Below are 21,586 nucleotides of genomic sequence, written 5' to 3'. Positions count from 1 at the left end.
GTAATAAGGCTTTCTCCGGATGACGCGGGACAGCGCTGCCACTAGCGTCAACACCGTGCTTGCCGAGCTGTTCGCCGCGGCCGCTCACGGATGCCGCGACCGCAGTCCGCTGACCCAGCGACTCCTCAACGACGCTGCCGAGGACCTGAGACTGGGCGGCGTCACGGCCAGGATCATGGCCGGCTCCGAACGCGACCGGGAGGGCAGCGTGCCCGGCCTGCGGTTCGCGGGCGCCGTGCACCGGCTCGTGCTCGAAGGACGCGCGCCGGAGCTCGCGAAGCACTACCCGTCCGTCGGCGGCCAGCCGCATCTGCCGACGCTGTGGGAGGACGCGCTGCCCGCTCTCAAGGCGCACGCGGACCTCCTCAGGTACCGCATCGGTGCCACGGTCGTGCAGACCAACGAACCCGGCCGCAGCGCGCCCCTCTACGGCGGCCTGATGGTCGCCGCGCAGGAGGCCGCGAAGGCCGCCAACAGGCACGTGCCGTTCTGCGTGCGGCTGCTGGAGGTCGGCGCCAGCGGCGGGCTCAACCTGCGCCCGCACCACGTCGGCTACCGGCTCGACGACGGCACGGTGCTCGGCGACCCGGACAGCCTCCTCGTCCTCGATGCCGAGTGGACCGGCAGGCCGCCGGCCGACCTCGGCCACCGGCTGCGCGTCGTCGGGCGCGCTGGCTGCGACCTCAACCCGGTCGACGTGTCCACAGAGGACGGACGGCTGCACCTCAGCTCGTTCGTCTGGGCGGACCAGCTCGGCCGGTGGAACCGCCTGCGCGACGCGCTGGACCTCGCCGCCACGGATCCGGTGAAGGTCGACCGGTCGGCAGGGCCGGAATGGCTCGCGAAACAGCTCGCCCGCGTCGAACGCGACGTGTTGACGGTGGTGTGGCATTCGGTGGTGTGGCAGTACGTCTCGCCCGCCGACCGGGCGATGGGACGAGCTGTCCTGGCCGACGCCGCCGCGAAGGCGACGCCCACCACACCGTTGGCACTGCTGGTGTTCGAGCCGCGGCGCGCGGACGACACCTACCGGTTCGAGCTGCTGCTCAAGCTCTGGCCGGCCGGGATCTCGCTGAACCTCGGGTACGGCGAGGGCCACGGCACGCCGTTCACCTGGAACGTCACCCCGTGGGAGTGATGACCGCGTTCACCACGTACCGGCCGTCCTGCTTCTCGACGGGCAGGCGGAACTCCGCACGTGTGCCGTCGCGCGTGTATTCGATGACGACGGCACCGTCACGGTAGACGCCGCGTTCGATCTGCGCGGACTGGAAGTGCCCCACGGTCGACTTGGCGACGTCCTCGCCGCCGATCGCCAGCAACGGCTCCAACTTGTGGAAGTCGTGCGCGCGCAACGCATTCGTCACTTCCACGGCGAGCTCGTCCGGCGATTCCCTTCCCGGCGCCGGCCAGAAAGTGATGAGCACGACCACCATCAGCAACCAGCCCGCGGCGAAGACCGCGATCCAGAACCGCGGGTTGGTCAGTTGGCGGTGCACGTCAGGGAGTTCCGCTGATCAGCACGAACACGGTGGTGATCCAGCAGAGCAGGAACGCGAGGATCCAGAAGCGGATGTTGGTGAGGAGTCTGGTCATGACAGGGCCCTTCTACAACGAACAAGCGAGCGAAACCGGGACTAGAGCCAGCGATTCCGGCGCAATATTCGGTAGAGGGTCAGGCACGCCACGAGGATCAGGCTGATCACCACCGGGTACCCGTACTTCATCTTGAGCTCCGGCATGAACTCGAAGTTCATGCCGTAGATACCGGCGATCATCGTCGGCACCGAGATGATCGCCACCCAGGCGGTGATCTTGCGCATGTCGGTGTTCTGCTGCAGCGTGATCTTCGCGAGCGTCGCGTCGACCAGCGTGGTCAGCAGCTCGTCGAACGCCGTGACGCGCTCGGAGACCTCGGTGAGGTGGTCGTCGACGTCGCGGAAGAACGCCCGCACCTGCTCGGGGATGAGCGGGGTGTAGCCCTCTGCCAAGCGGCGCAACGGGTTCGCGAGCGGCATCACCGCGCGCCGCAGTTCCACCACCTCGCGCTTGAACATGTAGATCTGCTCCGCGCTCACCTCGGTGCGCGGCGCGAAGACCCGCTCCTCCATGCGGTCGATGTCGTCCTCGATGTGGTCGGTGACCTCGAGGTAGTTGTCGACGACCTGGTCGGCGATCGCGTGCATCACCGCTGCGGGGCCGATCTCCAGCCGCTCGGGATCGGCTTCGAGGACGTGGCGCAGCTTGGAGAGCCCGGAGTGGTTGCCGTGCCGCACGGTGATGACGAAGTCCTTGCCGAGGAACACCATGATCTCGCCGGACTCGACGATCTCGTTGGCGGTGTCGGGGGACTCGTTGGTCACGTAGCGGACGGTCTTGAAGACCATGAAGAGCGTGTTGTCGTACCGCTCGAGCTTCGGGCGCTGGTGCGCGTGGACCGCGTCCTCCACCGCCAGCTCGTGCAGGCCGAAGGTGTCCGCGATGCCCTGGATCTGCTCGGCGTCGGGTTCGTGCAGTCCGATCCAGACGAACCCGTCCTTGCGCTTGCGCACCTCTTTGACGGCGTCGGTGTGCGTCCAGCGACCGGGCAAACGCTTGCCGTCGACGTAGACCGCGCAGTCGACCACGTAGTGGGACAACGGCACGGAGATGTGCGGCGTCGGGCGCTGCTGGGAGCCGCGGCCGCGAATCGAGGGCAGGCTGGGCATGGTGAGTTCCTCCAGGTACACACGCCGGCGTGGAAGTGCTGAAGCACGACGGGCGTCCTGACCAGGTGAAACTCGGACGTTCTAGATGGATCTAGAAAGCCGCCACGGTGAGGACGCGCTTGGTACTGGCAGGGTGGGGGTCCTTGCTCATTTAGGGGTCCTCACCTCCTCGGGGCGAAGGTCACTGGTGGTGGAAATCCTCACACACCGGTTGCCGAGGGTACTCCCTCTCTGTTCAGACTGTCTCCCCACCTGAGACAGATCTCGATCACACGTAGTTGGAGGCGCGGTGCAGTTCGGTCGGTACTACGAGGAGTTCGAGGTCGGAGCGGTCTACAAGCACTGGCCGGGCAAGACGGTCACGGAGTACGACGACCACCTGTTCTGCCTGCTCACGATGAATCACCACCCGCTCCACATGGACGTGAACTACGCGGAGAAGACGACGGACTTCGGCAAGAACGTCGTCGTCGGCAACTACATCTACTCGTTGCTGCTGGGCATGTCCGTGCCCGACGTCTCCGGCAAGGCGATCGCCAACCTGGAGATCGAGTCGCTGCGGCACGTGAAGCCGACGTTCCACGGTGACACGATCTACGGTGAGACGGAGGTGCTCGACAAGACGCCGTCGAAGTCCAAGGACGACCGGGGCGTGGTCTACGTCGAGACGCGTGGTTACAAGCAGGACGGCACCGTCGTGTGCATCTTCCGGCGCAAGGTCATGGTGCCGAAGAAGTCCTACGGTGACGCACGCGGCGGCGAGCAGCCCGGGCGCCCTGAACCCAAGGAGTGACGTGACTTCTCTGGATCTGGCACAGCAGCGCCTGCGTGCGTTCGCGGCGGAGGCGGCGGGAATCTCGCCGCTCTACGAACACCTCGCGTCGCGTGCTGCCGAGGATCCGGAGATCGCCGATCTGCTGACCGCCGCCAGCGAGGACAACGCCACGGGCGAGCTCCTGCTGGCGGCGGCGCATCGGCTCGTGCAGGCCGAGCCGTTCCATCAGCTCTCGAACTACTACCCGTCGCTCGGCGGGACCTACGGCGCGGACGAGAGCACCTGGCCGTTGTTCCGCGACTTCCTGCTGGAGCGAGGCGATCGCGTGCGGGCTCTGGTGAGCTCGCAGGTGATCCAGACCAACGAGGTGCGGCGCGCCGCCCTGCTCTACCCGGCCGTCGCCGCGGCGGCGAAGCAGGCGGGCGGGCCGATCGGGCTCGTGGAGGCCGCGACGACCGCCGGCCTGCTGCTCGGTCTCGACCAGTACTCGTACCGCTACCAGACCCGGGAGGCCGGCCAGCTCGTCGCCGGGCCCGCCAAGGCCGCGCTGGGCCTGCACTGCGCGCTGGAGCTCGCGCCGGGCGCGGTGCTGCCGAAGCTGCCCAAGACGGTCAAGGTGGCCGCGAAGGTGGGCATCGGCGTGGCACCCGCCGATCTGGCGGATGAGGACGCGTACGCCTGGCTGGAGGCGTGTGTGTGGGCGGACCAACCGGAGCGGCTGCGGCTGTTCGGGGTGGCGTGCGGGGTGCTCCGCAAGAACCCGCCCCGGCTGGTGGCCGGTGACCCGGTCGCGGACCTCGCGAAAGCGGTCGAGCAGATCGACGCGCCGCTCGTGGTCATCTCAAGCGGCTCGGGACTCGACCTCGTGCCCGCCTTGTCCGCTTTGGACAGGCCTGTCTGGTGGGCTGCGCACGAGGACGGTGAGCTGCGGCTCATCCGTGTGCGTGACTCGGACGTCGAGAGGACCACCCTGGCGGCGACTGAGGCCCACGGGCAACGTCTCGTTTGGCGCTGAACGCCCTCCCCGATCGCGTGAACCCTGATCAGGCCCTGGGCAGGCAGTTCCAGTCGGAAAGCGCTTGCAGGAGACCGTCCGCGGTCGGAAGTGTGGCCAACATCGCACTGTCCGCCCAGGTGACATCCGATGCGTCGTCGCCCGCCCGGAGCACACCTGACGTGACCTGGCATTCGTAGTCGAAGATCAAGAAAACCCCGTTCGGGGCCGGACGCTCGACGCTGCCGACGAGTCGGCCGACGGTGACGGAGAGTCCTGTTTCTTCGACGACTTCCCTCGTCACGGCAGCCTCGTCCGTCTCTTCAGGCTCCACGCGTCCTCCTGGTATTGACCACAGGCCTTCACCTGGAGGATTGGCTCGTCGCACGAGCAGTAGTCGCCCGTTCGAGTCATGCACGATGGCACCGACACAACGGATCGTGCGCTCGCTGCTGCCCGTCACGAACACGAAGCGTAGTCACCCCGGAACGGCGGTGCAGTCCGCTACCCCGGCTGCGGTACAAATCTCCCAAGGCGCTGAATCGTGCTGTACAACGGTCACGAACGGCGCCAAACGGGTGCGGAACGCGGACGGGGTGGACACCGTGAACCTGAAGAAGATCCTCACTTTCGCCGGAATCGCCTTGCTGCTGTTCTTTCTCATCGCGGAGCCCCAGCAGGCGGCACAGCTGGTGCAGAACATCCTCAACTCGCTGCGAACTGCGGCTGAGGCCCTGATCACCTTCGTGCGACAATTGTTCTAGTTCACCCGTGCACTGCGGGCGGGCAGGGACAGGCACTGGCTGGTACCAGGAAGGGCTGGTAGCGCATGTTCGCACCACGTGATCCAGACGACTACCTGCTGTCGAGCGAGCGTCGGGTCATCCGGGTGCGCAGGCACTGGTCCTACCTGATCTGGGACGTGCTCGAAGCAGCGGCATTGCTCGCGGGCTTCATGATGATCTCGTACCTGCTCCCCAGCAACGCGGGCGTGATCCAGAACGTCCTGTGGTACGGCGGGTTGCTCGTGCTGCTGCGGCTCGCCTACTTCATCATCGAGTGGTGGGTCGAGCGCATCGTCGTCACCGACAAGCGGTTCATGCTGACGTCGGGCGTCTTCGAGACCAAGGTCGCGATGATGCCCATCAGCAAGGTCACCGACCTCACCTATGAGCGGACCGTGGGCGGGCGCATGCTCGGTTACGGCACGCTGATCGTGGAGTCGGCCGGTCAGATCCAGGCGCTGAACCGCCTGGAGTACCTGCCGGATCCCGAAGAGGTGTACGACGCCATTTCGGAGCTGACCTTCGGCGACAAGAAGGCGCAGGCCGAGCGCTTCTCGATGATCAAGGCACAGCGGGCCGCGCGCGGGAAGAAGATGGTCCCGTAGCGGAGTCCGTCGGGCACGTCGTCCACACTGGACGACGTGGTCATCGATCTGCACACCCATTCGTCCGAGTCCGACGGCACCGACAGCCCTGCCGAACTGGTGAAGGCGGCGGCGCTAGCCGGACTCGACGCGGTGGCGATCACCGACCACGACACGGCCGCCGGGTGGGCCGAGGCCGCGGCCGCGCTGCCTCCTGGCCTGCGTCTCGTGCGCGGAGCCGAGCTGTCGTGCGCGTCGCCTGACGGGTACGGCCGCACGATCACCGTGCACCTGCTGGCCTATCTGTACGACCCGACGCACGCCGCGTTGATGGCCGAGCAGTCCCGGCTGCGCGAGGCGCGGCGGTACCGGCTGCAGAAGATGGCCGAGATGATGCGGGCCGACGGCTTCCCGATCGACCCTGACGACCTGATGTCGCGGCTGCCTGCCGACGCGCCGGCCGGTCGGCCGCACCTGGCGCAGGCGTTGATCCGCGCCGGAGTGGTGACGTCCGTCGACGAGGCGTTCGCGACCTACCTGACCGGTGGGCGCTACTACGTGGGCCGTACGGACACACCCGTCGAGCGCGCGATCGAAATGATCACCGAGGCCGGCGGCGTGACGGTGCTGGCGCACCCCTTCGCGCGGTCCCGCGGCCCGATCGTGACCGCTGACGTCGTGCGTTCGCTGGCTTCGGCCGGTCTGGCCGGTCTCGAGGTGGACCACCCGGACCACGACGCCGCCACCCGTGCCTCGCTGCGCTCGCTGGCTTCGTCGCTGGACCTGATCGTCACCGGGTCGAGTGACTACCACGGTACGAACAAGACGGTGCGGCTCGGCGCGGAGACGACGGCCCCGGAGATGCTGGATGCTCTGGCCGAGCGGGCGACGGGCGCCAAGATCCTCGTGGGTTAGGCGGGTGCGATGTTCAACGTGCGGCTGTTCATCGAGGCCACGATCACGCTGCTGGTGATCATGGACCCGCCGGGCACGGTGCCGGTGTTCCTGGGCCTGGTCGGCCGCAAGTCGCGGGACCAGCGCAAGCGGGCGGCGCGGCAGGGCGTGCTGGTGTCGTTCCTGGTGATCACGCTGTTCGCGGTGGCGGGCAACTCGATCCTGGCGTACATGCACATCGGCATCCCAGCCCTGCAGGGCGCGGGCGGGCTGCTGCTGTTGCTGATCGCGCTGGACCTGCTGACCGGCAAGGGCGCCACCCAGCACCCCGAGGTCGAGGACGTGAACATCGCACTGGTGCCGTTGGGAACGCCGCTGCTGGCCGGCCCCGGTGCCATCGCCGCGACGATCGTGTTCGTGCGTCAGGCGGACGGCGCTTTGGGGTCTTATCTGGCTTTGGCCGCGGCGATCGTGGCCGTGCACCTCGTGCTGCTGGGGACGCTGCGGTCCGCCGGCCTGCTGATCAAGGTGTTCAAGGAGAGCGGGATCTTGCTGATGGCCAAGATCGCCGGTCTGCTGCTGGCCGCGATCGCCGTGCAGCTGGTCGCGTCCTCGGTGCAGGGCTTCATCTCCGGCGCTTAGCGTTCGATGTGCGCCTTGTCCCCGTCGATGATGATCGGGCGCTCGATCAGGCTCGGGTTCGCGACCATGTGCGCGATCCACTTGGCGCGGTCGTGTTCGAGGAGCTCGGGGTACGCGGGTTCCTTGGTGCGCGCGATCTCCCAGGGCTCCTTGCCCAGGAGCTCGAGGACGCGGTCGAGCTCCTCGGCGGTGGGGGCGTCGTCGAGGTAGCGGCGCTCGGTGTACTCGATGCCCTCGTCGTCGAGGCGTTGCTTGGCGGCGCGGCTCTTGGAGCAGCGCGGGTTGTGCCAGATCTCCATGCCGTGAAATGTAGCGAGTTCGCGTCGGCCGTCCGGTCAACCGCCGGGGGCGAATTCGGCGGAGCCCAATTCGGCCCCGGCGATTCGGCCGGACGGCCGACTTGAAGGCGAACTCGCCGCCATCTGCGGAGCAGGGGCCATCAGAAACTGTCAGGGGTGCTGAGTAACTTGGTCGGGGTGGAACAACTCGGCTTCGACTTCGGCACCGCGGCACCCCGCCGGCTCGTGCGCGTGACGCCCGCGAAGCTCGCGACGTGGACGGACTGCCCGCGCCGCTACCGCATGACGTACCTCGACCGCCCCACCCCACCCCGCGGCGGCGCCTGGGCGCACAACACCCTGGGCGCGGTGGTGCACAACGCCCTGAAGGCGCTCTTCGACCTGCCGGCCGACCGCCGCACACCGGACCAGGCCGTCGCGCTGGTGAACCGGCAGTGGAAGTCCGAGGGCTTCCGCGACGTCGACCAGGCCGCCGAGTACCGGGCACGCGCCGGTCGCTGGGTGCACGACTACGTGGCGTCGCTCGACGTGGACTTCGAACCGCTCGGCGTGGAGCGCTGGGTGTCCTCGCCGACCGAGCGCATCGTGGCCGAGGGCCGGGTCGACCGCATCGACCACCGCGACGGCGAACTGGTGATCGTCGACTACAAGACCGGCCGCCACGTCCTGACCTCGGACGACGCCCGAGGCTCGCAGGCCCTGGCCCTCTACGCCCTGGCCGCCCGCCGAACGCTGCGCAAACCGTGCCGTCGCGTCGAGCTGCACCACCTGCCCTCGGGATCGGTCGCGGTGTGGGAGCACACGGAGGAGTCGCTGGCGCGGCACGTGCGGCGCGCGGAGGAGGCGGCGGACGAGATCGACCTGGCCACGGAGACGCTGAAGGCGGGCGGCGACCAGGAAATCTTGTTCCCGCCGGTCACGGGGCGGCAGTGCCAGTGGTGCGACTTCCGGCGCAGCTGTCCTGAGGGGCAGGCGGCGGCTCCGGCGATCGACCCTTGGGCGCTGTTGGCTCCCTAGGTGCTGGGCGGTGCGTGCGTCGCGGGTGTTGGCGGCGGTGCGGACCTCATCGCTTCGGGCTGCACGGCGGTGGCTGCTGGGGCGTTGCGCGGTGCTCCGACCCTCGAGCCGCCGTCCCCAGGCGCCCCGTAGGGTGGCTGGGTGGACGTGAAAGCAGCAAAGCGGCCGTCGCGGACCTACGGAATCCTGCGCGCCGTGAGCGGTGTGCTCGCGGTGGGCATGGTGCTGCTCGCGCTGGGGAACATCGGCGTCCAGTTCTACGCGAACTCCCGCGACCTGCCAGGGCCCGGCACTCTCTCGGTCACCGCGCACGTCGTGGCGGCGTTGCTCGTCATCGCTGGGCAGATCGTGGCCGACCGGTACGCGGACTGGAAGGCGCCGGTGGCCTCTCTGGCGGTGCTGGCGGTGGCCGGGGCGACGCTGTGGACCTTCTGGTGGGCCTAAGCCGTGGCGGCCTCGCTGCGGATCAGGCCGTTGCGCAGCGCCGCCATCAGTGCCTGGGCGCGGTTCGAGGCGCCGAGCTTTTCGCAGAGGCGTGACACGCAGGTCTTGGCGGTCGACGGCGACACGTACAAGGTGCGGGCGATGGCGGGGATCGACACGCCGTCGCGCAGCAGCATCAGCACTTCGCGTTCCCGCGGCGACAGCGCCAGGCGGGCGGCGGTGGACTGGCGGCGGGCCATCGCCAGGGCCAGGCCTGCCGCTGTGAACGACGAGGCCGCTACGGCCGCGTGGCGGATGGCGCACAGGACTTCTTCCATCGGGGCGGCCTTGCCCACGAAGGCCGAGGCGCCTGTCCCCATGGCACGGAACAGGACGTCGTCCTCGCCCTGCGCGGTCAGGACCACGATGCCGAGCGTCGGCTAGCGGTCGCGCAGCTCGCGGGCCAGGCGCAGGCCGTCGGCGTCGGGGAGGCCCACGGCCACGGTGACGACGTCCGGTGAGGCACCGCACGCCGACAGCACGCTGTTGCCGTCGAACCCGCAGACCTGGTCCACAGCGGACACGCCGTCCTTGGCGTAGTCGTTCGCCTTGGTGACCAAGCAGGTCGAGGCGCGGTCGCACACCCGCGGGCGACGGCGAGCGCACCCGCGTCGGCACCGTTCTGCAGCTCGGCGCGTTCCTGGCAGACCATGCCGACGTCGATGACGATCGCACCCATGCCGAGCAGGACACCGAAGCCGAGCAGGATGCCGATCAGCACGCCGAGGGCTCCCCGGTCGTCACCCCTCAGCTTTCGCATGGCATGACTCCCTTGGCGCTCAACAGGATCGCGGTCACCGGCGGCACGATCGGCGCGCTCGGCAGGGCGGTGCTCGGCGGGCTGATGCTCGCGTTCGTCTACCGGGTGCTGCAGTTCGTCAACCCCGCGGGAATGGGCTACGGCGACGTGAAGCTGTCCGGTGTCATCGGGATGGCGCTCGCCTGGCTCGGCTGGCCGGTGCTGCTGCTGGGCGCCGCACTGGCGTTCATCCTGTCGGCCGTGGTGTCGCTGGTGCTGTTGCTCCTGCGGAAGGTCACGCTCAAGAGCAGCTTGCCGTTCGAGCCGTTCATGGTGCTCGGAGCGTTCACCGCGGTGTTGCTCATCTGACAGGAACTCGGTCTTCCTCCACGCCTCTCCCGCGTTTAGAGTGTGCTCTCAATCCGCTGGGGGAGGCGGGTTCCACGGCTGGGGGCCTCATGACTGCAGGGGATGCCGTTTGCGCGCGCCGCGAATCGGTCGCGTTGCCGATGCCGAGCCTGTTCCTGGTCGCCGCGTTCGCCGCGGCCGTGGTCGCGCAGGGCGGCTACTACCTGCCAGGCAGGGTGATGTCCGGTCTGCTCGTCGGCCTGGCCGTCGTGCTCGCGCGTCCCCGGCCGAACCTCGTCGCAGCCCTTGGCGGAGCGCTCGCCGTGTGGGCGCTCGTGCGTGGACTGCTCGAAGGTGACGTGCTCGCGGGGCTGCCGACAGCGGCAGCTGCCGCTGTGTTCGTCGGCGCGGTTCTGGTTGCGGCACAAGCAGACCAGGCGCAACGGGAGCTGCTCGCCACGGTTGTCGCCGGGGTCGGAGCGCTGGTCGCGTTCACCGGCTGGGTGGCCGTGGTGTTCCGGATCCCGTCCTGGACAACGGTGGCCGAGGGACTCCTGCGGGCCGCGTCCACGCTGACCTACCCGAACGCCGCTGCCGCGGTGATCGCCGCCGCGGCGATGGTGTCGCTGGTGCTGAAGCCGACCCAGCTCACCGCGATGATGAGTTTCCTGCTGTGCACCGGGATCGGGGCCACGATGAGCCGCGCCGGCGTGATCGCGCTGGTGGCCGGCTTGCTGGTGCTCTGCGTGTCGCAGGGTCCGAAGAAGACGGTGATGGCCGCCGCGCCGCCGCTGCTCGGGGCTGTGGTCGCGGTCGCCGCGCTGCTGCCGTCGATGAGGGTGGCCGACGAGCCACAGCCGTTGCTCGCGGTCGCCGGACTGATCGGCGGCGCACTGGTGGCACTGGGTTTGCCCAGGCTGGGCCGGTTCGTGGTGCCGATCGCCGTGCTGCTCGCCGCCGGTGGCGCGGTGGCGGCGTACGGGTTCTCCGACCGGCTGGCCACACGGGTCTCGTTCAGCTCACCCGACCGCAGCGGTGCCACCGGGGCAGCGCTGGAACTGGCCTCCCGGTCGCCGCTGCTGGGCACCGGACCCGGAAATGGATCTTTTTTCTTCGACTCGGGCAACCAAGGCACCCGTGTCATGCGTTATGTGCACAACGAGTACCTCCAGGTGCTCGTGGAACTGGGGGCTGTCGGGCTGCTGCTGGCGCTGGGAGTTGTGACCGCCGTGCTGATCGCCATGTGGCGAGGGCGCGGAACCTCGTTGTGGGCAGGGGCGATGGCGGCGGTCGTCGTCGTGCTGGTGCACAGCGGTTTCGACTTCCTGTGGCACCTGCCCGTCGTGCTCGTCGTCGCCGGCCTCTGCGCCGGTCTGGGGTTTCCGTCCACACGGGACGGACTGGTTGAGGGGGTACGAGCATGACGAAGTTCTCCGGGGGCAAGACGCTGGCGGTCGTGGCCGTCGCGGGTGGCGCGATCCTCGCGTCCATCGCGCCGGTCATGGCCGACGTGAGCGCGGAGTCGCCTTCGGTCGCGGCGATCAGAGTCGAGTCGCCGGCCAAGATCAAGGCGCTCGGCGCGGCGGTCGAGATCCAGGTCACGTACGCGTGCCCGAAGGGCTCGCAGGCGTCGCTGAACCTGAACGTCAGCCAGACCGTGATCGGCGGTGTGGCCAACGGCGGCGCTTACAAGAGCAGCATCAACTGCACCGGTGCGTTCGAGACGATCACGATGAACGTCGCGGCGCAGAACAGGGCCTTCCGGTGGGGCACCGCGTTCGTCGCGGCCAACATCAACGGCTACCCGCCGAGCTACAGCGCGAGCGACGAGCGCGTGATCGACTTCCGCTTCCGAGGCAGGGTTTCAGTCGTTCCGACGGCTGAAACGCTCACGAGCTCAGCCACGCTCGCCACGTCGGCAGCAGCGTGGCCATGAGCTCGTGAGGTGCCTCGGTGTTCGGCGAGTGCATCACGCCGGGCAGCACCGCGAAGTCCGCGTCCAGCCGCTCAGCCATGTCGCGCTGAGCGGCTGGGCTCCACGCGTCGTCCGCGTCACCGCACACCACCAGCGCCGGGATGCCCGACGACCGCAGCGCGCGGGACAGCTTCGCGACCTGGTCCGGTTCGTAGCGCAGCCCGTTGCCCATGCCGAGCAACGCCGCCGCCGGCGACTTGAGGAACCTGGTGCGGTAGAAGTCCTTCAGCTCCTGCGGCAGCGCGACCCACGCCGGGTTCTGCGACGACCGCAGCTCGTTCAGCCGTTGAGTGCCCTCGACACCCTGCTCGTTCAGCACGTGCTCGCCGACCTCCAGCACCGTGCGGCGCTCACCGGCCGGCAGCTCGGACGGGCCGGACGACATCAGCGTCAGACCGGCGATCGGCGCGCCCGCGAACACCGCGGCCCGTGACACCAGGCCGCCGTAGGAGTGGCCGAGCAGCAGCACGCGGCGGCCGTCGGCGGCGACCTTCTCGATCAGCTCGGCGATCACCGACCCCAGCGGGCCGGGACGGTAGAGCGCCTCGTCGTCAGGGCCCGGCGAGTCCTGCTGGCCGGGCAGGTCGATCGCGAGGACCTCGAAACCCGCGTCCGCGATCGGGTCGATCATCGGCGCGAAGTCCTCTTTGGAACCCGTGTAGCCCGGCACGAGCAGTGCCGTCGTGCGCAGCGCGTCGTCGCCCACCGCGGGCGCGCGCAGCGCCGCGATCGTGCCGTAGCGGCCCGGGAGGTCGACGCGTTGCGCCCGGTGCGGGCTGATCTGCGAGTACACGAGGGAACTATCCCAGCGCGACCAGGGTTCCGCCACGCTGCTCGAGCACGATGCGACCGGCTGTGGCGAGTTGCACAGGGCCGGTGTGGCCCTCGCGGTTCACCCGGATCGTGCCCACGACCTCACCGGTGGCCTGCTCGTACACCCGCAGGCCGTCCTTCACCGGGATGATCGCGCGGCCCGCAAGCGTCGTGCCGGCACCGAGCGTGCCCTCCGCCGTCCACAGTGGAGTGAGCGTGTCCTGCGAGAGGGCGATCGTCCTGGACCCGGTGAACCAGAAGACGTTCGTCTTGGTGGCGAACGCGCGCGTCACGTGGTTCGGCGGGTCGACGAAGTCCGCGGCGGGCACGTCGATCGGCGTCTCGGCGACCTGGTTGCCGCTCTCGGCGTCGAACACGACGAGGCGGCCGGGGTTCGGCACCGCCACCGCGACGAGCTTGTCCGTGACGGCAACGACCTGCGCGTTCTTGCTCCCGGTCAGAACGCTGGCGAACACCTTCGGCTCGTCGGACTTGTCCGGGTTCGGCTTGATCACCGAGACCCGGTCGGAGCTGTCGTCGGGGCAGCGCTCGATCAACCCGAACTTGCCCGACGTCACCGCCACCGAGCCGTACGTGCAGCCGGCGCGCGGCTGCTTGTTCGGGTTCACGATCGCGCGCAGGGTGCCGTACTCGAGCGAGCGCACCAGGTCGTCGCGGCGGTAGACCTCCATGAACTTCGACCCGGTGGTGATCAGGTGCGAGCCCTCGTTGAGCAGGGCCGTGCCCGGTTCCGCGTCGCCGTTGCGCTGCGCCCGCCGCTCCCCGGTGACGCCGTCCAGCGAGGTGAGCTCAGAGCAGTTGGTGCCCTTGGAATACAGGGCCATCGCGCGCGCCCACGCCGTGCTGACCACGCACAGCGGCAGGTCGCGCTTGTACGTCCACCGGATGTCACCGGTCAGCGGGTCGCGCCCGTTGACCTCGCCGCCGTCACCGGTGACGACGGTCGACGGCTTCTCCTCGCCCGTCTCCTTCACCGGGGTCTGCACGACCACGGGTGACTGCGTCGCGCCGCTCTTCGCGCGCCACACCTCGGCGAGCGACGGCGGTAGCGCCACGACCTCGGGCAGTGGCTCCCACGCCGAGGGCCCGGTGATCGACGTCGTGGCCCGCGCATCGCTGAACGCCCAGGTCAGCAGGGCTGCGACGATCGAAACCACGGCGATCAGCGCGACCGCGACGAAGTCGGCGCGGGTGCGCCACGACCGGGCGGGCGGGCGTTCCTCGACGGGCCCCGGACCGGACGCGGTCTCGTTGGCGGGCTCGTCGAGGACGTCCTCGATGTCGGTGACGTCGGAACCGGTGGACGACATGTGATCAGTCTGCCGAAGGAGCGGCCTGTTCGGCAGAGCTTCGGCGACGACGGCGCCTGCGCGGCTTGTCCGATGCGGTCTTGTCCCCGGTCTCGGGCGCCGCGGTCTCCGCGGGCTGACCCTCGACCGGCACGCCGCCACGGCTGCGCGTCCGCGACCGGGTGCGCTTCGGCCTGGTCTCCTCGCTCGCCTCCGGAGCCGCCTGCTCGGCGCCGCCGCGGGTGGAGCCGGTACGACGACGGCGCTTGCGCTTGCCGTTGTCGAGCTTCTCCTCCTCCTCGGCGTCCAGACCGGCGCGGGTGCGGTGGCTGAGCGGCAGCCTGCCCGTGGAGCCGGACGGGATGCCCAGGTCCTCGAACAGGTGGTCCGAGGTGGAGTAGGTCTCGAGCGGCTCGGGCTGACCCAGGTTGAGCAGTTCGTTGACGGACTGCCAGCGCGTCGTCTCGTCCCAGTCGACGAACGTGACGGCGACACCCTCGCGCCCGGCCCGGCCGGTGCGGCCGATGCGGTGCACGTAGGTCTTCTCGTCCTCGGGGCACTGGTAGTTGATGACGTGCGTCACGTCGTCGATGTCGATGCCGCGTGCCGCGACGTCCGTGGCCACCAGCACGTCGACCTTGCCGCTGCGGAACGCCCGCAGCGCCTGCTCGCGCGCGCCCTGGCCGAGGTCACCGTGCACGGCGGCCGCGGCGAACCCGCGTTCGGTCAGGTCGTCGGCGATCTTCTGCGCGGTCCGCTTCGTGCGCGCGAAGATCATCGACAGGCCGCGGTCACGTGCCTGCAGCACGCGGGCCAGCATCTCCGGCTTGTCGAGCGAGTGCGCCCGGTAGACGAACTGCTTGGTGCGCTCGTGCGTGGCGCCGGCGTCGTTCTCCTCGGCGCGGATGTGCGTCGGCTGGTTCAGGAACGTGCGGGCCAGCGTGATGATCGGGCCCGGCATGGTCGCGCTGAACAGCATGGTCTGGCGCTGGTCGGGAACCATCGTCAGGATGCGCTCGATGTCGGGCAGGAAGCCCAGGTCGAGCATCTCGTCGGCCTCGTCCAGCACCAGCATGCGGACCTTGCCGAGCACCAGGTGGCGCTGTTCGGCCAGGTCGAGCAGGCGGCCGGGCGTGCCGATGACGACGTCGACGCCCTTGCGGAGCTGCGCGATCTGCCGCTCGTACGGGATGCCGCCGTAGATGGCGGCGACCTTCACACCCAGGTGCTTCGACGCGTCGGTGAGGTCGTGCGAGACCTGGAGACACAGCTCACGGGTGGGGACGACCACAAGCGCCTGCGGGGTGCCGTCTCCGGGCGTGTCGAGCCGGTGCAGCAGCGGCACGCCGAACCCGAGGGTCTTGCCGGTGCCGGTGCGCGCCTGGCCGATGAGGTCGTCGCCGGACAGCGCGATGGGGAGCGTCAGCTCCTGGATGGCGAAGGTGCGTTCGATGCCTGCTTCACCGAGTGCCTTGACGATCTCGTCACGCACTCCGAGCTCGGCGAACGTCGGGGAGTCGGTGCGCACCGGGGCGTTGGCCAGCAGCGGGTGCGACGGGTCTTCTTCGGGAACGCCGACCTCGCTGTGCTCCAGTGCGATCAGGTCCAGATGTGCTTCTACTTCAGCGGTCAGGGTGATCAGCCTCTCTCGTACCAAGCGCGTACGAGCCCTGGCCGGGCCTCTCGACCGCGCTTCGGATCAGCTGCGGGAAAGGTGTACGCGCACCATTTCATGCGCCGCGCAGCGGTTCGTCACACTCGTCACGCCGGGCGTCCGTATCCATTCTACCTGGCAGGACCCAATTGACCACTAGAGTTCGTCGTCATGGGTGTTGCGGAGGGTGTTGTCGATCTTCTCGGAGCGCTCGCATATGGCGAGCTCTCGGCCTTCGACCGGATGACGGAGGACTCGCGCACGGCGCCGACATTGGCGGGACGCGCGGCGTTGGCGCAGATGGCCGCCGCGGAGATCGGTCACTTCACGCTGCTGCAGAAGTACCTGGCCGCCGAGGGTGTCGCCGTCGAGGACGCGATGGCGCCGTTCGTGAAGGGCTTCGACGCCTTCCACGAGTCGACCAGCCCCAAGTCGTGGCTCGAGTCGCTCGTGAAGGCGTACGTGGGCGACGGCCTCGCCGCCGACTTCTACCGCGAGGTGGCGGAGTGGCTGGACGAGCCGACCCGCGAACTGGTGCTCGCCGTGCTCGCCGACACAGGTCACTCGGCGTTCGCTGAGCGCGAAGTCCTGGCCGCCGTGGAGTCGGATCCGCGCGTCCGCGACCGCCTCGCGCTGTGGGGCCGCCGGCTGCTCGGCGAGGCGTTGACGCAGGCCCAGTACGTGGTGGCGGAGCGGGACGGCCTCTCCGAGCTCATCGTGCGGGGCTCTGGAGACCTCGCCGGGATCGGTCAGCTGTTCCGCCGGCTCCAGCAGTCGCACGCGCGGCGCATGACGCAGCTGGGTCTGGGCTAGGTAGGCTCGCGATCAGATTTTCTCTTTGAGCACGGAGGTCAGCGTGGAGGTCAGGATCGGCGTCGCGGACAGCCCGCGGGAACTCGTCGTGACCAGTGAGCTCAACCCGTCCGAGGTCGAGACTCTGGTGGCGGACGCGGTGTCCGGCAAGTCCAGCGTGCTGTCGCTGGTGGACGCCAAGGGTACGAGGTTTGTCGTGCCCGCTGGCCGCGTCGCGTACGTGGAGATCGGCCCGCAGGACTCGCGCAAGGTCGGTTTCGGCGCCTGAAGTTCTTGAACGAAAAAAGCCCCGGTCGCTCCGACCGGGGCTTTTTCTAGTGATCAGCTGGTTCTTCGATCTTGTACGGCGGGGTCGAGATGCCGCCGACCCGGTAGCGGCCCCACGGGTCGGGGTCGGTCAGCGTGCCCTCCGCCTGGCCGGTGGGGGTGCGCAGCAGCGCGGTCCGCGCACCACCCTCGACGCGGCTCGTGACCTCGTCGTTCTTCTTCACGCGGCCGTACCAGTGGTAGCGGCCGTCGATGGGCTGGAAATAGCCCCGCAGCTCGACGCTCACCGCGACTTCTTCCTCGCCGAAAACGAGGGTGGCTTCGCCCGTGTAACCCTCTTCGTCGTGCTCGCTCATCAGTCCACCAATCGCAGCGGGGTGAGTGGCTTTGCCGGGTCTGCCTGGACACCCGCCGAGCGCAGCAGCCCGTCGATGGCGTGCCAGATGATCGTGGCGAGGTAGTCGCTGAGGTTCTCGCGGGACATGGTCTGGCGGTCGAGCCACCAGTCGCCCGCGTTCTGCACCATGCCGACGAGCGCGTGCGCCCACGGCTCGGCGCCGCCGGAGTCCATGTCGAACGCGCGCAGGTAGTCGCCGAGGATCCGGGCCAGGGTCGTCGCGATGAGGTTCTTGTCCTCCTGCACGACGTCCTTCTCGACCGGGCGGTCCACAAAGGACCCCTTCACCACGAACCGGTAGAGGTTCGGGTTCTCCTCGATCACCGACAGGTAGGCGTCGACGATCCGTTCGATGCGCGCGCGGATCGGCCCGTCGGCGGCGAGTGCGGGGCCCATCCGGTCCATCAGCAGCTCGGTGGCCCGCTGTCCGACTGCCAGGTACAGGTCGGACTTGTCGGTGAAGTGCCGGTAGAGCACGGGCTTGCTGACGCCCGCCTCCGCGGCGACGTCCTCCATGCCGACGTCCGGGCCCTTCTTGGCCACGGCGGCGATCGTGGCCTCCACGAACTCCGCCCTGCGCTGCTCGCGATGCCCCTTCCAGCGTTCGCGTCGCGCGTCCGGCCCCTTGACAGTGCGTGCCATGTGACGCACGCTACCAGAAGTAACCGTTACCTCAAGTAACACTTACCGGGGAGGGCAACCGATGAGGCTCGCCGATCGGGAGAAGACAGCGGAGAGGCTGCTGAAGTCGTCCGCCGAGAAGTTCTACGACCCCGAGGTGGACATCGACTGGTCCGCGCCTCTGGTCGACGGGCTCTTCTACATCCCTGAACAGCGGATTTCGCTGTACGGCACGCCTTTGTACGAGTCGCTGACTCCCGAGCAGCGCATCGAGCTCTCGAAGCACGAGCTGGCGTCGATCGCGTCCGTCGGCCTGTGGTTCGAGCTGCTGCTCATGCAGATGCTGGTCAAGGTCGTCTACAACACCGACCCGACCTCCCGGCACGCCCAGTACGCGCTGACCGAGGTGGCCGACGAGTGCCGCCACTCGACGATGTTCGCGCGCCTGGTCGAACGCATCGGCTGCCCGCCGTACGGGCCCACGCGGCACACCCACCGCCTGGGCAAGCTGCTGCCGACCATCGGCTACGGCCCGGCGATGTACGGCTCGATCCTGGTCGCCGAGGAGATCCTCGACCGCCTGCAGCGCGAGGCGATGAACGACGAGACGATCCAGCCGATCGTGCGGATGGTGAACCGCATCCACGTGCTGGAGGAGGCCCGCCACGTGCGGTTCGCGCGAGAGGAGCTGCTCCGCGGGATGTCGTCGTTGAAGGGCTACGAGCTGCCGTACCAGAAGTGGCTGATCGGGTACGTGTCGATGATGATCACGCGCACGATCATCAACCCGGCCGTCTACGCCGCCGTCGGCCTCGACGTGCGCGAGGCTCGCCGCCAGGCGCTGGCCAACCCGCGGTTCCAGGAGACCATTCGCTGGTCGGGGGAACGGATCATGTCGTTCCTGGACGAAGCCGGACTTGTGGGAAGGCCGGGGATGCGCTCATGGCGTCGCTCGTTCTTGATCGGCTGAACGTCGTCACGTCGGAGTCTTCGCCCTCCGACGTGACCGCTGTTCTGCTGCACGGCTGGACCATGGACCTCACGACATGGGACCGCGTCGCAGCCGCGTTGCCGGGCCGCGTGGTCCGCTACGACGTCCGCGGCCACGGTCTCTCGACCGGCAGCGCCCTGACCCTGTCCGAACTGGCCGACGACCTGGCCGCGGTTCTGGACGAGTACGTCCCGACCGGGCGCATCGTGCTGGCCGGCCACTCGCTGGGCGGCATGACGATCATGGCGCTGGCCGAGCAGCGCCCCGAGTTGTTCTCGCGCGTCACGGGGGTGGCCCTGGTGGCCACGTCGTGCGGGGACCTGCCCCGGCTGAGCGGTGTGGAGCGGCTCGCCGGGCGATGGCTGGTCAGGCGGCCGAAGGTCGGGTTCGGCCGCTTGATCACGCCTGGCCTGCGCGTGACGTTCGGGCGTGGGGCGCGCTGGGCCGACGTGCGTGCCGCGGCGGCGATGGCCGGGGCGACGACGGGTGAGGCGTTCGTCGGACTCCGGGAGGAGCTGACCAGGCACCAGCGGCGGGAAGCGCTCTCGGTGCTCTCGTCGATCCCGACCGTCGTCATGGCCGGGTCGTGGGACGTGCTGACGCCGATGCGGCACTCGCGGGCGATCGCGGACGCGTTGCCGTCAGCGGAGTTCGTGATCTATCCGAAGGCGGGGCACATGCTGCCGTTCGAACGCTCGGAGGACGTGGCGAGACGAATCGCCGCGCTGATGTGAAGAAGGGGCCCGCGCCGCGGGCCCCTTCTCTCAGTGCTGGAGCGGGAAGCCGCCACCGATGCCGCGCCACGCCAGGTTGGAGATCAGCGCGACCGCGTCCTCCTTCGGCACCCGCCGGTTGTCCGCGAGCCACGACCGCGCGGTGACCTGCGAGAGCCCCACAAGGCCGACCGCCAGCAGGCGCGCCCGCTCCGGGTCAAGGCCGGCGTCCGCCGTGATGGTCTCGGTGATCGCGTCGACGGAGTCGGTGGTCGCGCGCTCGACGGCCTGCTGCACGGCGGGCTCGGAGCGCAGGTCGGACTCGAACACCATGCGGAAGGCCTGGCCCTCGCCGTCCACGAAGTCGTAGAAGGCGGCCACGGCGGCACGCACGCGCAGCTTGTTGTCCGTAGTCGAGCCGATGGCGGTGCGGACACGGCCGACCAGCTCGTCCACATGGGACTCGAGCAGCGCCATGTACAGCTCGAGCTTGCCGGGGAAGTGCTGGTAGAGCACCGGCTTGGACACGCCAGCGCGCTCGGCGATCTCGTCCATCGCCGCGGCGTGGTAGCCGTTGGCGACGAACACGTCCTGCGCCGCTGCCAGCAGTTGCGCGCGGCGGGCGGTGCGCGGCAGTCGAACGCCCCTGCCTGCGGGTGCGCTCTGCGCCGTCTCCGTCATGGTGCCTCCAGCACGTGTCATCTGCCGTCGGAGAGGGGTTGCCTGACCGAGGCGTGAGCGCAACCTTACTCGCTGGTAGCCCACATCCGGGAACCATCTCCGCCTTCTTTCCCGCATCCTGGTCTGGTGAGCGCCCTGATCCCCGCCCCGCTGTCCACGGTCGAGCTGCCGCCGCTGGACACGTCGCAGCCGCCGTGGCCAGGTGAGTTTCACCAGGTCGATGACCATGAGGTACACGTCAGGGTCACCAGGGGGAACGGGCCGCCCGCCGTCTTCGTGCACGGGCTGGGCGGGTCCGCGACCAACTGGACGGACCTCGCCGCCCAGCTCAGGGAACATGTCAACGGGTACTCGATCGACCTGCCGGGGTTCGGGCGGTCGGAGCCGATTCCCGGCTATGACTTCAGTCTTCCGGCGCACGCGCGCACGGTGATCAAGTACCTCGAGACGTTCGGCGAGCCAGTGCACCTGTTCGGCAACTCGATGGGTGGCGCGATCTCCCTCATCGTCGCCGCGACCAGGCCGGACCTCGTCAGGACGCTCACCCTGGTGAGCCCGGCCGTGCCCGACTTCAGGCCGCGCCTGGACCGCATGTCGGACCCGCGGATGGCGCTCGCGTTCCTGCCGATCGTCGGGTCCAGGGTGCGCCGCGAGCTCGCCAAGCTGAGCGCGCACGAGCGCACGAGGCAGATGCTCGAACTGTGCTTCGCCGACCCGAGCGTGGTGCCCGACCACCGCATCGAGGAGTCGATCAGGGAGAACGAGGAGCGCGCCCGGCAGAAGTGGGCCGGGCACGCGCTCAACCGCAGCACGTTCGGGCTGATGCAGACCTGGCTCATGCCGGGCCCGAAGTCGCTCTGGCGCTTCCTCCCGCTGGTCAAGGCGCCCACGCTGGTTTTGTGGGGCGAGAACGACAGGCTCGTCAGCGTGCGGAAGGGGCCGCGCACGGCCCGTCTGCTGCCGAGGGGACGACTGCTGGTGCTCCCGAAGACCGGGCACGTGGCCCAGATGGAGCGGCCCGCCACCGTGGCGAGGGCCGTCCTGGGCATGTGGGAGGCGGTGGACCGACACACATGGTGACGA

At 69.1% G+C, this 21,586-nt stretch carries 29 protein-coding genes and 1 pseudogene; 17 read left to right on the top strand and 13 right to left on the bottom strand.

Annotated elements, in window-relative coordinates:
- Positions 1-55: 55 nt before the first annotated feature.
- Positions 56-1,138 carry a DUF2332 domain-containing protein gene (locus tag C8D87_RS26245; RefSeq protein ID WP_112228777.1) on the top strand — a complete coding sequence of 361 codons (1,083 nt, stop codon included), beginning with the start codon at positions 56-58 and terminating at the stop codon, positions 1,136-1,138.
- Here C8D87_RS26245 and C8D87_RS26240 read toward each other — a convergent pair.
- Both C8D87_RS26240 and corA read right to left on the bottom strand, forming a co-directional pair.
- Positions 1,122-1,499 carry a hypothetical protein gene (locus C8D87_RS26240; protein WP_109632499.1) on the bottom strand — a complete coding sequence of 126 codons (378 nt, stop codon included), beginning with the start codon at positions 1,497-1,499 and terminating at the stop codon, positions 1,122-1,124. The genes C8D87_RS26245 and C8D87_RS26240 overlap by 17 nt on opposite strands.
- Before the next feature lie 138 nt (positions 1,500-1,637).
- Positions 1,638-2,708 carry a magnesium/cobalt transporter CorA gene (corA, locus tag C8D87_RS26235; protein ID WP_109633251.1) on the bottom strand — a complete coding sequence of 357 codons (1,071 nt, stop codon included), beginning with the start codon at positions 2,706-2,708 and terminating at the stop codon, positions 1,638-1,640.
- 289 nt (positions 2,709-2,997) lie between these two features.
- Between corA and C8D87_RS26230 the strand changes: the two genes are divergently transcribed.
- Entirely contained in the window at positions 2,998-3,501 is a 504-nt protein-coding gene (locus C8D87_RS26230; RefSeq protein WP_109632501.1) for a MaoC family dehydratase, read from the top strand.
- A gap of 1 nt (position 3,502) precedes the next feature.
- Complete coding sequence (locus tag C8D87_RS26225; protein ID WP_112228776.1) at positions 3,503-4,498, top strand: DUF2332 domain-containing protein; 996 nt, start codon at positions 3,503-3,505, stop codon at positions 4,496-4,498.
- A 28-nt stretch (positions 4,499-4,526) separates the two neighbouring features.
- Here the strand turns inward: C8D87_RS26225 and C8D87_RS26220 are convergent, their stop codons facing one another.
- Positions 4,527-4,940 (bottom strand): NUDIX hydrolase, encoded by a 414-nt coding sequence (locus C8D87_RS26220; RefSeq protein WP_112229039.1) that lies wholly within the window; start codon positions 4,938-4,940, stop codon positions 4,527-4,529.
- A gap of 142 nt (positions 4,941-5,082) precedes the next feature.
- On the opposite strand from C8D87_RS26220, the gene C8D87_RS46185 reads away from it, so the two are divergent.
- The 4 genes from C8D87_RS46185 (at position 5,083) to C8D87_RS26200 (ending at position 7,382) form a co-directional block, all read left to right on the top strand.
- Complete coding sequence (locus C8D87_RS46185) at positions 5,083-5,241, top strand: hypothetical protein (RefSeq protein WP_170067890.1); 159 nt, start codon at positions 5,083-5,085, stop codon at positions 5,239-5,241.
- Positions 5,242-5,306: 65 nt separating this feature from the next.
- A complete protein-coding gene (locus C8D87_RS26210) occupies positions 5,307-5,867 on the top strand; it encodes a PH domain-containing protein (protein WP_109632507.1) in 561 nt (186 codons plus the stop codon).
- A gap of 36 nt (positions 5,868-5,903) precedes the next feature.
- Positions 5,904-6,761, top strand: a complete 858-nt coding sequence (locus C8D87_RS26205; protein WP_211337158.1) for a PHP domain-containing protein — start codon at positions 5,904-5,906, stop codon at positions 6,759-6,761.
- Positions 6,762-6,770: 9 nt separating this feature from the next.
- The gene (locus C8D87_RS26200) at positions 6,771-7,382 is read left to right on the top strand and encodes a MarC family protein (RefSeq protein WP_109632511.1); all 612 of its coding nucleotides are present in this window, start codon (positions 6,771-6,773) and stop codon (positions 7,380-7,382) included.
- On the opposite strand, the gene C8D87_RS26195 is transcribed toward C8D87_RS26200, so the two are convergent.
- Positions 7,379-7,681 (bottom strand): ArsC/Spx/MgsR family protein, encoded by a 303-nt coding sequence (locus tag C8D87_RS26195; protein ID WP_109632513.1) that lies wholly within the window; start codon positions 7,679-7,681, stop codon positions 7,379-7,381. The genes C8D87_RS26200 and C8D87_RS26195 overlap by 4 nt on opposite strands.
- A gap of 177 nt (positions 7,682-7,858) precedes the next feature.
- Here C8D87_RS26195 and C8D87_RS26190 point away from each other — a divergent pair, with 177 nt between their 5' ends.
- Together C8D87_RS26190 and C8D87_RS26185 are read left to right on the top strand one after the other, a co-directional pair.
- Positions 7,859-8,698 (top strand): RecB family exonuclease, encoded by an 840-nt coding sequence (locus C8D87_RS26190; protein WP_112228775.1) that lies wholly within the window; start codon positions 7,859-7,861, stop codon positions 8,696-8,698.
- A 147-nt stretch (positions 8,699-8,845) separates the two neighbouring features.
- The gene (locus C8D87_RS26185; RefSeq protein ID WP_146231417.1) at positions 8,846-9,142 is read left to right on the top strand and encodes a hypothetical protein; all 297 of its coding nucleotides are present in this window, start codon (positions 8,846-8,848) and stop codon (positions 9,140-9,142) included.
- Here C8D87_RS26185 and C8D87_RS26180 read toward each other — a convergent pair.
- The 3 genes and pseudogenes from C8D87_RS26180 to C8D87_RS49250 all read right to left on the bottom strand — a co-directional run.
- Positions 9,139-9,546: a response regulator transcription factor gene (locus tag C8D87_RS26180; protein ID WP_215732495.1), complete on the bottom strand. Its 408-nt coding sequence runs from the start codon at positions 9,544-9,546 to the stop codon at positions 9,139-9,141. The two genes, C8D87_RS26185 and C8D87_RS26180, sit on opposite strands and share 4 nt — an antisense overlap.
- 15 nt (positions 9,547-9,561) lie before the next feature.
- Positions 9,562-9,741: a hypothetical protein gene (locus C8D87_RS47955; RefSeq protein WP_233442295.1), complete on the bottom strand. Its 180-nt coding sequence runs from the start codon at positions 9,739-9,741 to the stop codon at positions 9,562-9,564.
- Between the two features lie 38 nt (positions 9,742-9,779).
- Positions 9,780-9,941 (bottom strand): annotated as a pseudogene (locus tag C8D87_RS49250) (TadE/TadG family type IV pilus assembly protein); the annotation flags it as partial.
- Positions 9,942-9,953: 12 nt separating this feature from the next.
- Between C8D87_RS49250 and C8D87_RS26170 the strand changes: the two are divergent.
- From C8D87_RS26170 to C8D87_RS26160, 3 genes are all read left to right on the top strand, one after another.
- Entirely contained in the window at positions 9,954-10,289 is a 336-nt protein-coding gene (locus C8D87_RS26170; protein ID WP_170166595.1) for an A24 family peptidase, read from the top strand.
- A gap of 89 nt (positions 10,290-10,378) precedes the next feature.
- Positions 10,379-11,692, top strand: a complete 1,314-nt coding sequence (locus C8D87_RS26165; protein ID WP_146771877.1) for an O-antigen ligase family protein — start codon at positions 10,379-10,381, stop codon at positions 11,690-11,692.
- On the top strand, positions 11,689-12,204 hold the full coding sequence (locus tag C8D87_RS26160) for a hypothetical protein (protein ID WP_112228771.1): 516 nt from the start codon (positions 11,689-11,691) through the stop codon (positions 12,202-12,204). Before C8D87_RS26165 ends, C8D87_RS26160 begins: the two co-directional genes overlap by 4 nt.
- On the opposite strand, the gene C8D87_RS26155 is transcribed toward C8D87_RS26160, so the two are convergent.
- From C8D87_RS26155 to C8D87_RS26145, 3 genes are read right to left on the bottom strand one after another with little or no spacing between them, the layout of a single operon-like run.
- Entirely contained in the window at positions 12,158-13,036 is an 879-nt protein-coding gene (locus tag C8D87_RS26155; RefSeq protein WP_109632527.1) for an alpha/beta fold hydrolase, read from the bottom strand. The two genes, C8D87_RS26160 and C8D87_RS26155, sit on opposite strands and share 47 nt — an antisense overlap.
- Positions 13,037-13,043: 7 nt before the next feature.
- A complete protein-coding gene (locus C8D87_RS26150; RefSeq protein ID WP_215732494.1) occupies positions 13,044-14,387 on the bottom strand; it encodes an Rv3212 family protein in 1,344 nt (447 codons plus the stop codon).
- Positions 14,388-14,391: 4 nt separating this feature from the next.
- Entirely contained in the window at positions 14,392-16,023 is a 1,632-nt protein-coding gene (locus C8D87_RS26145) for a DEAD/DEAH box helicase (protein WP_112228770.1), read from the bottom strand.
- Between the two features lie 168 nt (positions 16,024-16,191).
- On the opposite strand from C8D87_RS26145, the gene C8D87_RS26140 reads away from it, so the two are divergent.
- Both C8D87_RS26140 and C8D87_RS26135 read left to right on the top strand, forming a co-directional pair.
- Positions 16,192-16,833 (top strand): ferritin-like fold-containing protein, encoded by a 642-nt coding sequence (locus tag C8D87_RS26140; RefSeq protein ID WP_109632532.1) that lies wholly within the window; start codon positions 16,192-16,194, stop codon positions 16,831-16,833.
- A gap of 43 nt (positions 16,834-16,876) precedes the next feature.
- A complete protein-coding gene (locus tag C8D87_RS26135) occupies positions 16,877-17,101 on the top strand; it encodes a DUF3107 domain-containing protein (RefSeq protein ID WP_109633259.1) in 225 nt (74 codons plus the stop codon).
- A gap of 46 nt (positions 17,102-17,147) precedes the next feature.
- Here C8D87_RS26135 and C8D87_RS26130 read toward each other — a convergent pair whose 3' ends face one another.
- Positions 17,148-17,456 carry a DUF4873 domain-containing protein gene (locus tag C8D87_RS26130; RefSeq protein ID WP_109632534.1) on the bottom strand — a complete coding sequence of 103 codons (309 nt, stop codon included), beginning with the start codon at positions 17,454-17,456 and terminating at the stop codon, positions 17,148-17,150.
- Positions 17,456-18,139, bottom strand: coding sequence for a TetR/AcrR family transcriptional regulator (locus tag C8D87_RS26125; protein WP_109632536.1), 684 nt, complete (start codon positions 18,137-18,139; stop codon positions 17,456-17,458). Before C8D87_RS26125 ends, C8D87_RS26130 begins: the two co-directional genes overlap by 1 nt.
- Before the next feature lie 61 nt (positions 18,140-18,200).
- Here C8D87_RS26125 and C8D87_RS26120 point away from each other — a divergent pair, with 61 nt between their 5' ends.
- Together C8D87_RS26120 and C8D87_RS26115 are read left to right on the top strand one after the other, a co-directional pair.
- Entirely contained in the window at positions 18,201-19,088 is an 888-nt protein-coding gene (locus C8D87_RS26120) for an AurF N-oxygenase family protein (protein WP_112228769.1), read from the top strand.
- Entirely contained in the window at positions 19,061-19,843 is a 783-nt protein-coding gene (locus C8D87_RS26115; RefSeq protein WP_109632540.1) for an alpha/beta fold hydrolase, read from the top strand. The genes C8D87_RS26120 and C8D87_RS26115 overlap by 28 nt, the downstream gene beginning before the upstream one ends.
- A 30-nt stretch (positions 19,844-19,873) precedes the next feature.
- Here C8D87_RS26115 and C8D87_RS26110 read toward each other — a convergent pair whose 3' ends face one another.
- On the bottom strand, positions 19,874-20,503 hold the full coding sequence (locus tag C8D87_RS26110) for a TetR/AcrR family transcriptional regulator (RefSeq protein ID WP_109632542.1): 630 nt from the start codon (positions 20,501-20,503) through the stop codon (positions 19,874-19,876).
- 126 nt (positions 20,504-20,629) lie between these two features.
- On the opposite strand from C8D87_RS26110, the gene C8D87_RS26105 reads away from it, so the two are divergent.
- Entirely contained in the window at positions 20,630-21,583 is a 954-nt protein-coding gene (locus C8D87_RS26105; protein WP_233442294.1) for an alpha/beta fold hydrolase, read from the top strand.
- Positions 21,584-21,586: the final 3 nt, after the last annotated feature.

The sequence above is a fragment of the Lentzea atacamensis genome (assembly GCF_003269295.1).
Taxonomy (GTDB): Bacteria; Actinomycetota; Actinomycetes; order Mycobacteriales; family Pseudonocardiaceae; genus Lentzea; species Lentzea atacamensis.
This window is presented reverse-complemented; position numbering and strand designations above follow the sequence as displayed.

What these genes read in the sequence shown, in the direction of transcription:
- C8D87_RS26125 (WP_109632536.1), bottom strand. Translation starts at nt 18,139, where the DNA reads ATGGCACGCACTGTCAAGGGGCCGGACGCGCGACGCGAACGCTGGAAG.
- C8D87_RS26140 (WP_109632532.1), top strand. Translation starts at nt 16,192, where the DNA reads ATGGGTGTTGCGGAGGGTGTTGTCGATCTTCTCGGAGCGCTCGCATAT.
- C8D87_RS26165 (WP_146771877.1), top strand. Translation starts at nt 10,379, where the DNA reads ATGACTGCAGGGGATGCCGTTTGCGCGCGCCGCGAATCGGTCGCGTTG.
- C8D87_RS26160 (WP_112228771.1), top strand. Translation starts at nt 11,689, where the DNA reads ATGACGAAGTTCTCCGGGGGCAAGACGCTGGCGGTCGTGGCCGTCGCG.
- C8D87_RS26195 (WP_109632513.1), bottom strand. Translation starts at nt 7,681, where the DNA reads ATGGAGATCTGGCACAACCCGCGCTGCTCCAAGAGCCGCGCCGCCAAG.
- C8D87_RS26120 (WP_112228769.1), top strand. Translation starts at nt 18,201, where the DNA reads ATGAGGCTCGCCGATCGGGAGAAGACAGCGGAGAGGCTGCTGAAGTCG.
- corA (WP_109633251.1), bottom strand. Translation starts at nt 2,708, where the DNA reads ATGCCCAGCCTGCCCTCGATTCGCGGCCGCGGCTCCCAGCAGCGCCCG.
- C8D87_RS26200 (WP_109632511.1), top strand. Translation starts at nt 6,771, where the DNA reads ATGTTCAACGTGCGGCTGTTCATCGAGGCCACGATCACGCTGCTGGTG.
- C8D87_RS26130 (WP_109632534.1), bottom strand. Translation starts at nt 17,456, where the DNA reads ATGAGCGAGCACGACGAAGAGGGTTACACGGGCGAAGCCACCCTCGTT.
- C8D87_RS26110 (WP_109632542.1), bottom strand. Translation starts at nt 20,503, where the DNA reads ATGACGGAGACGGCGCAGAGCGCACCCGCAGGCAGGGGCGTTCGACTG.
- C8D87_RS26150 (WP_215732494.1), bottom strand. Translation starts at nt 14,387, where the DNA reads ATGTCGTCCACCGGTTCCGACGTCACCGACATCGAGGACGTCCTCGAC.
- C8D87_RS26115 (WP_109632540.1), top strand. Translation starts at nt 19,061, where the DNA reads ATGGCGTCGCTCGTTCTTGATCGGCTGAACGTCGTCACGTCGGAGTCT.
- C8D87_RS26210 (WP_109632507.1), top strand. Translation starts at nt 5,307, where the DNA reads ATGTTCGCACCACGTGATCCAGACGACTACCTGCTGTCGAGCGAGCGT.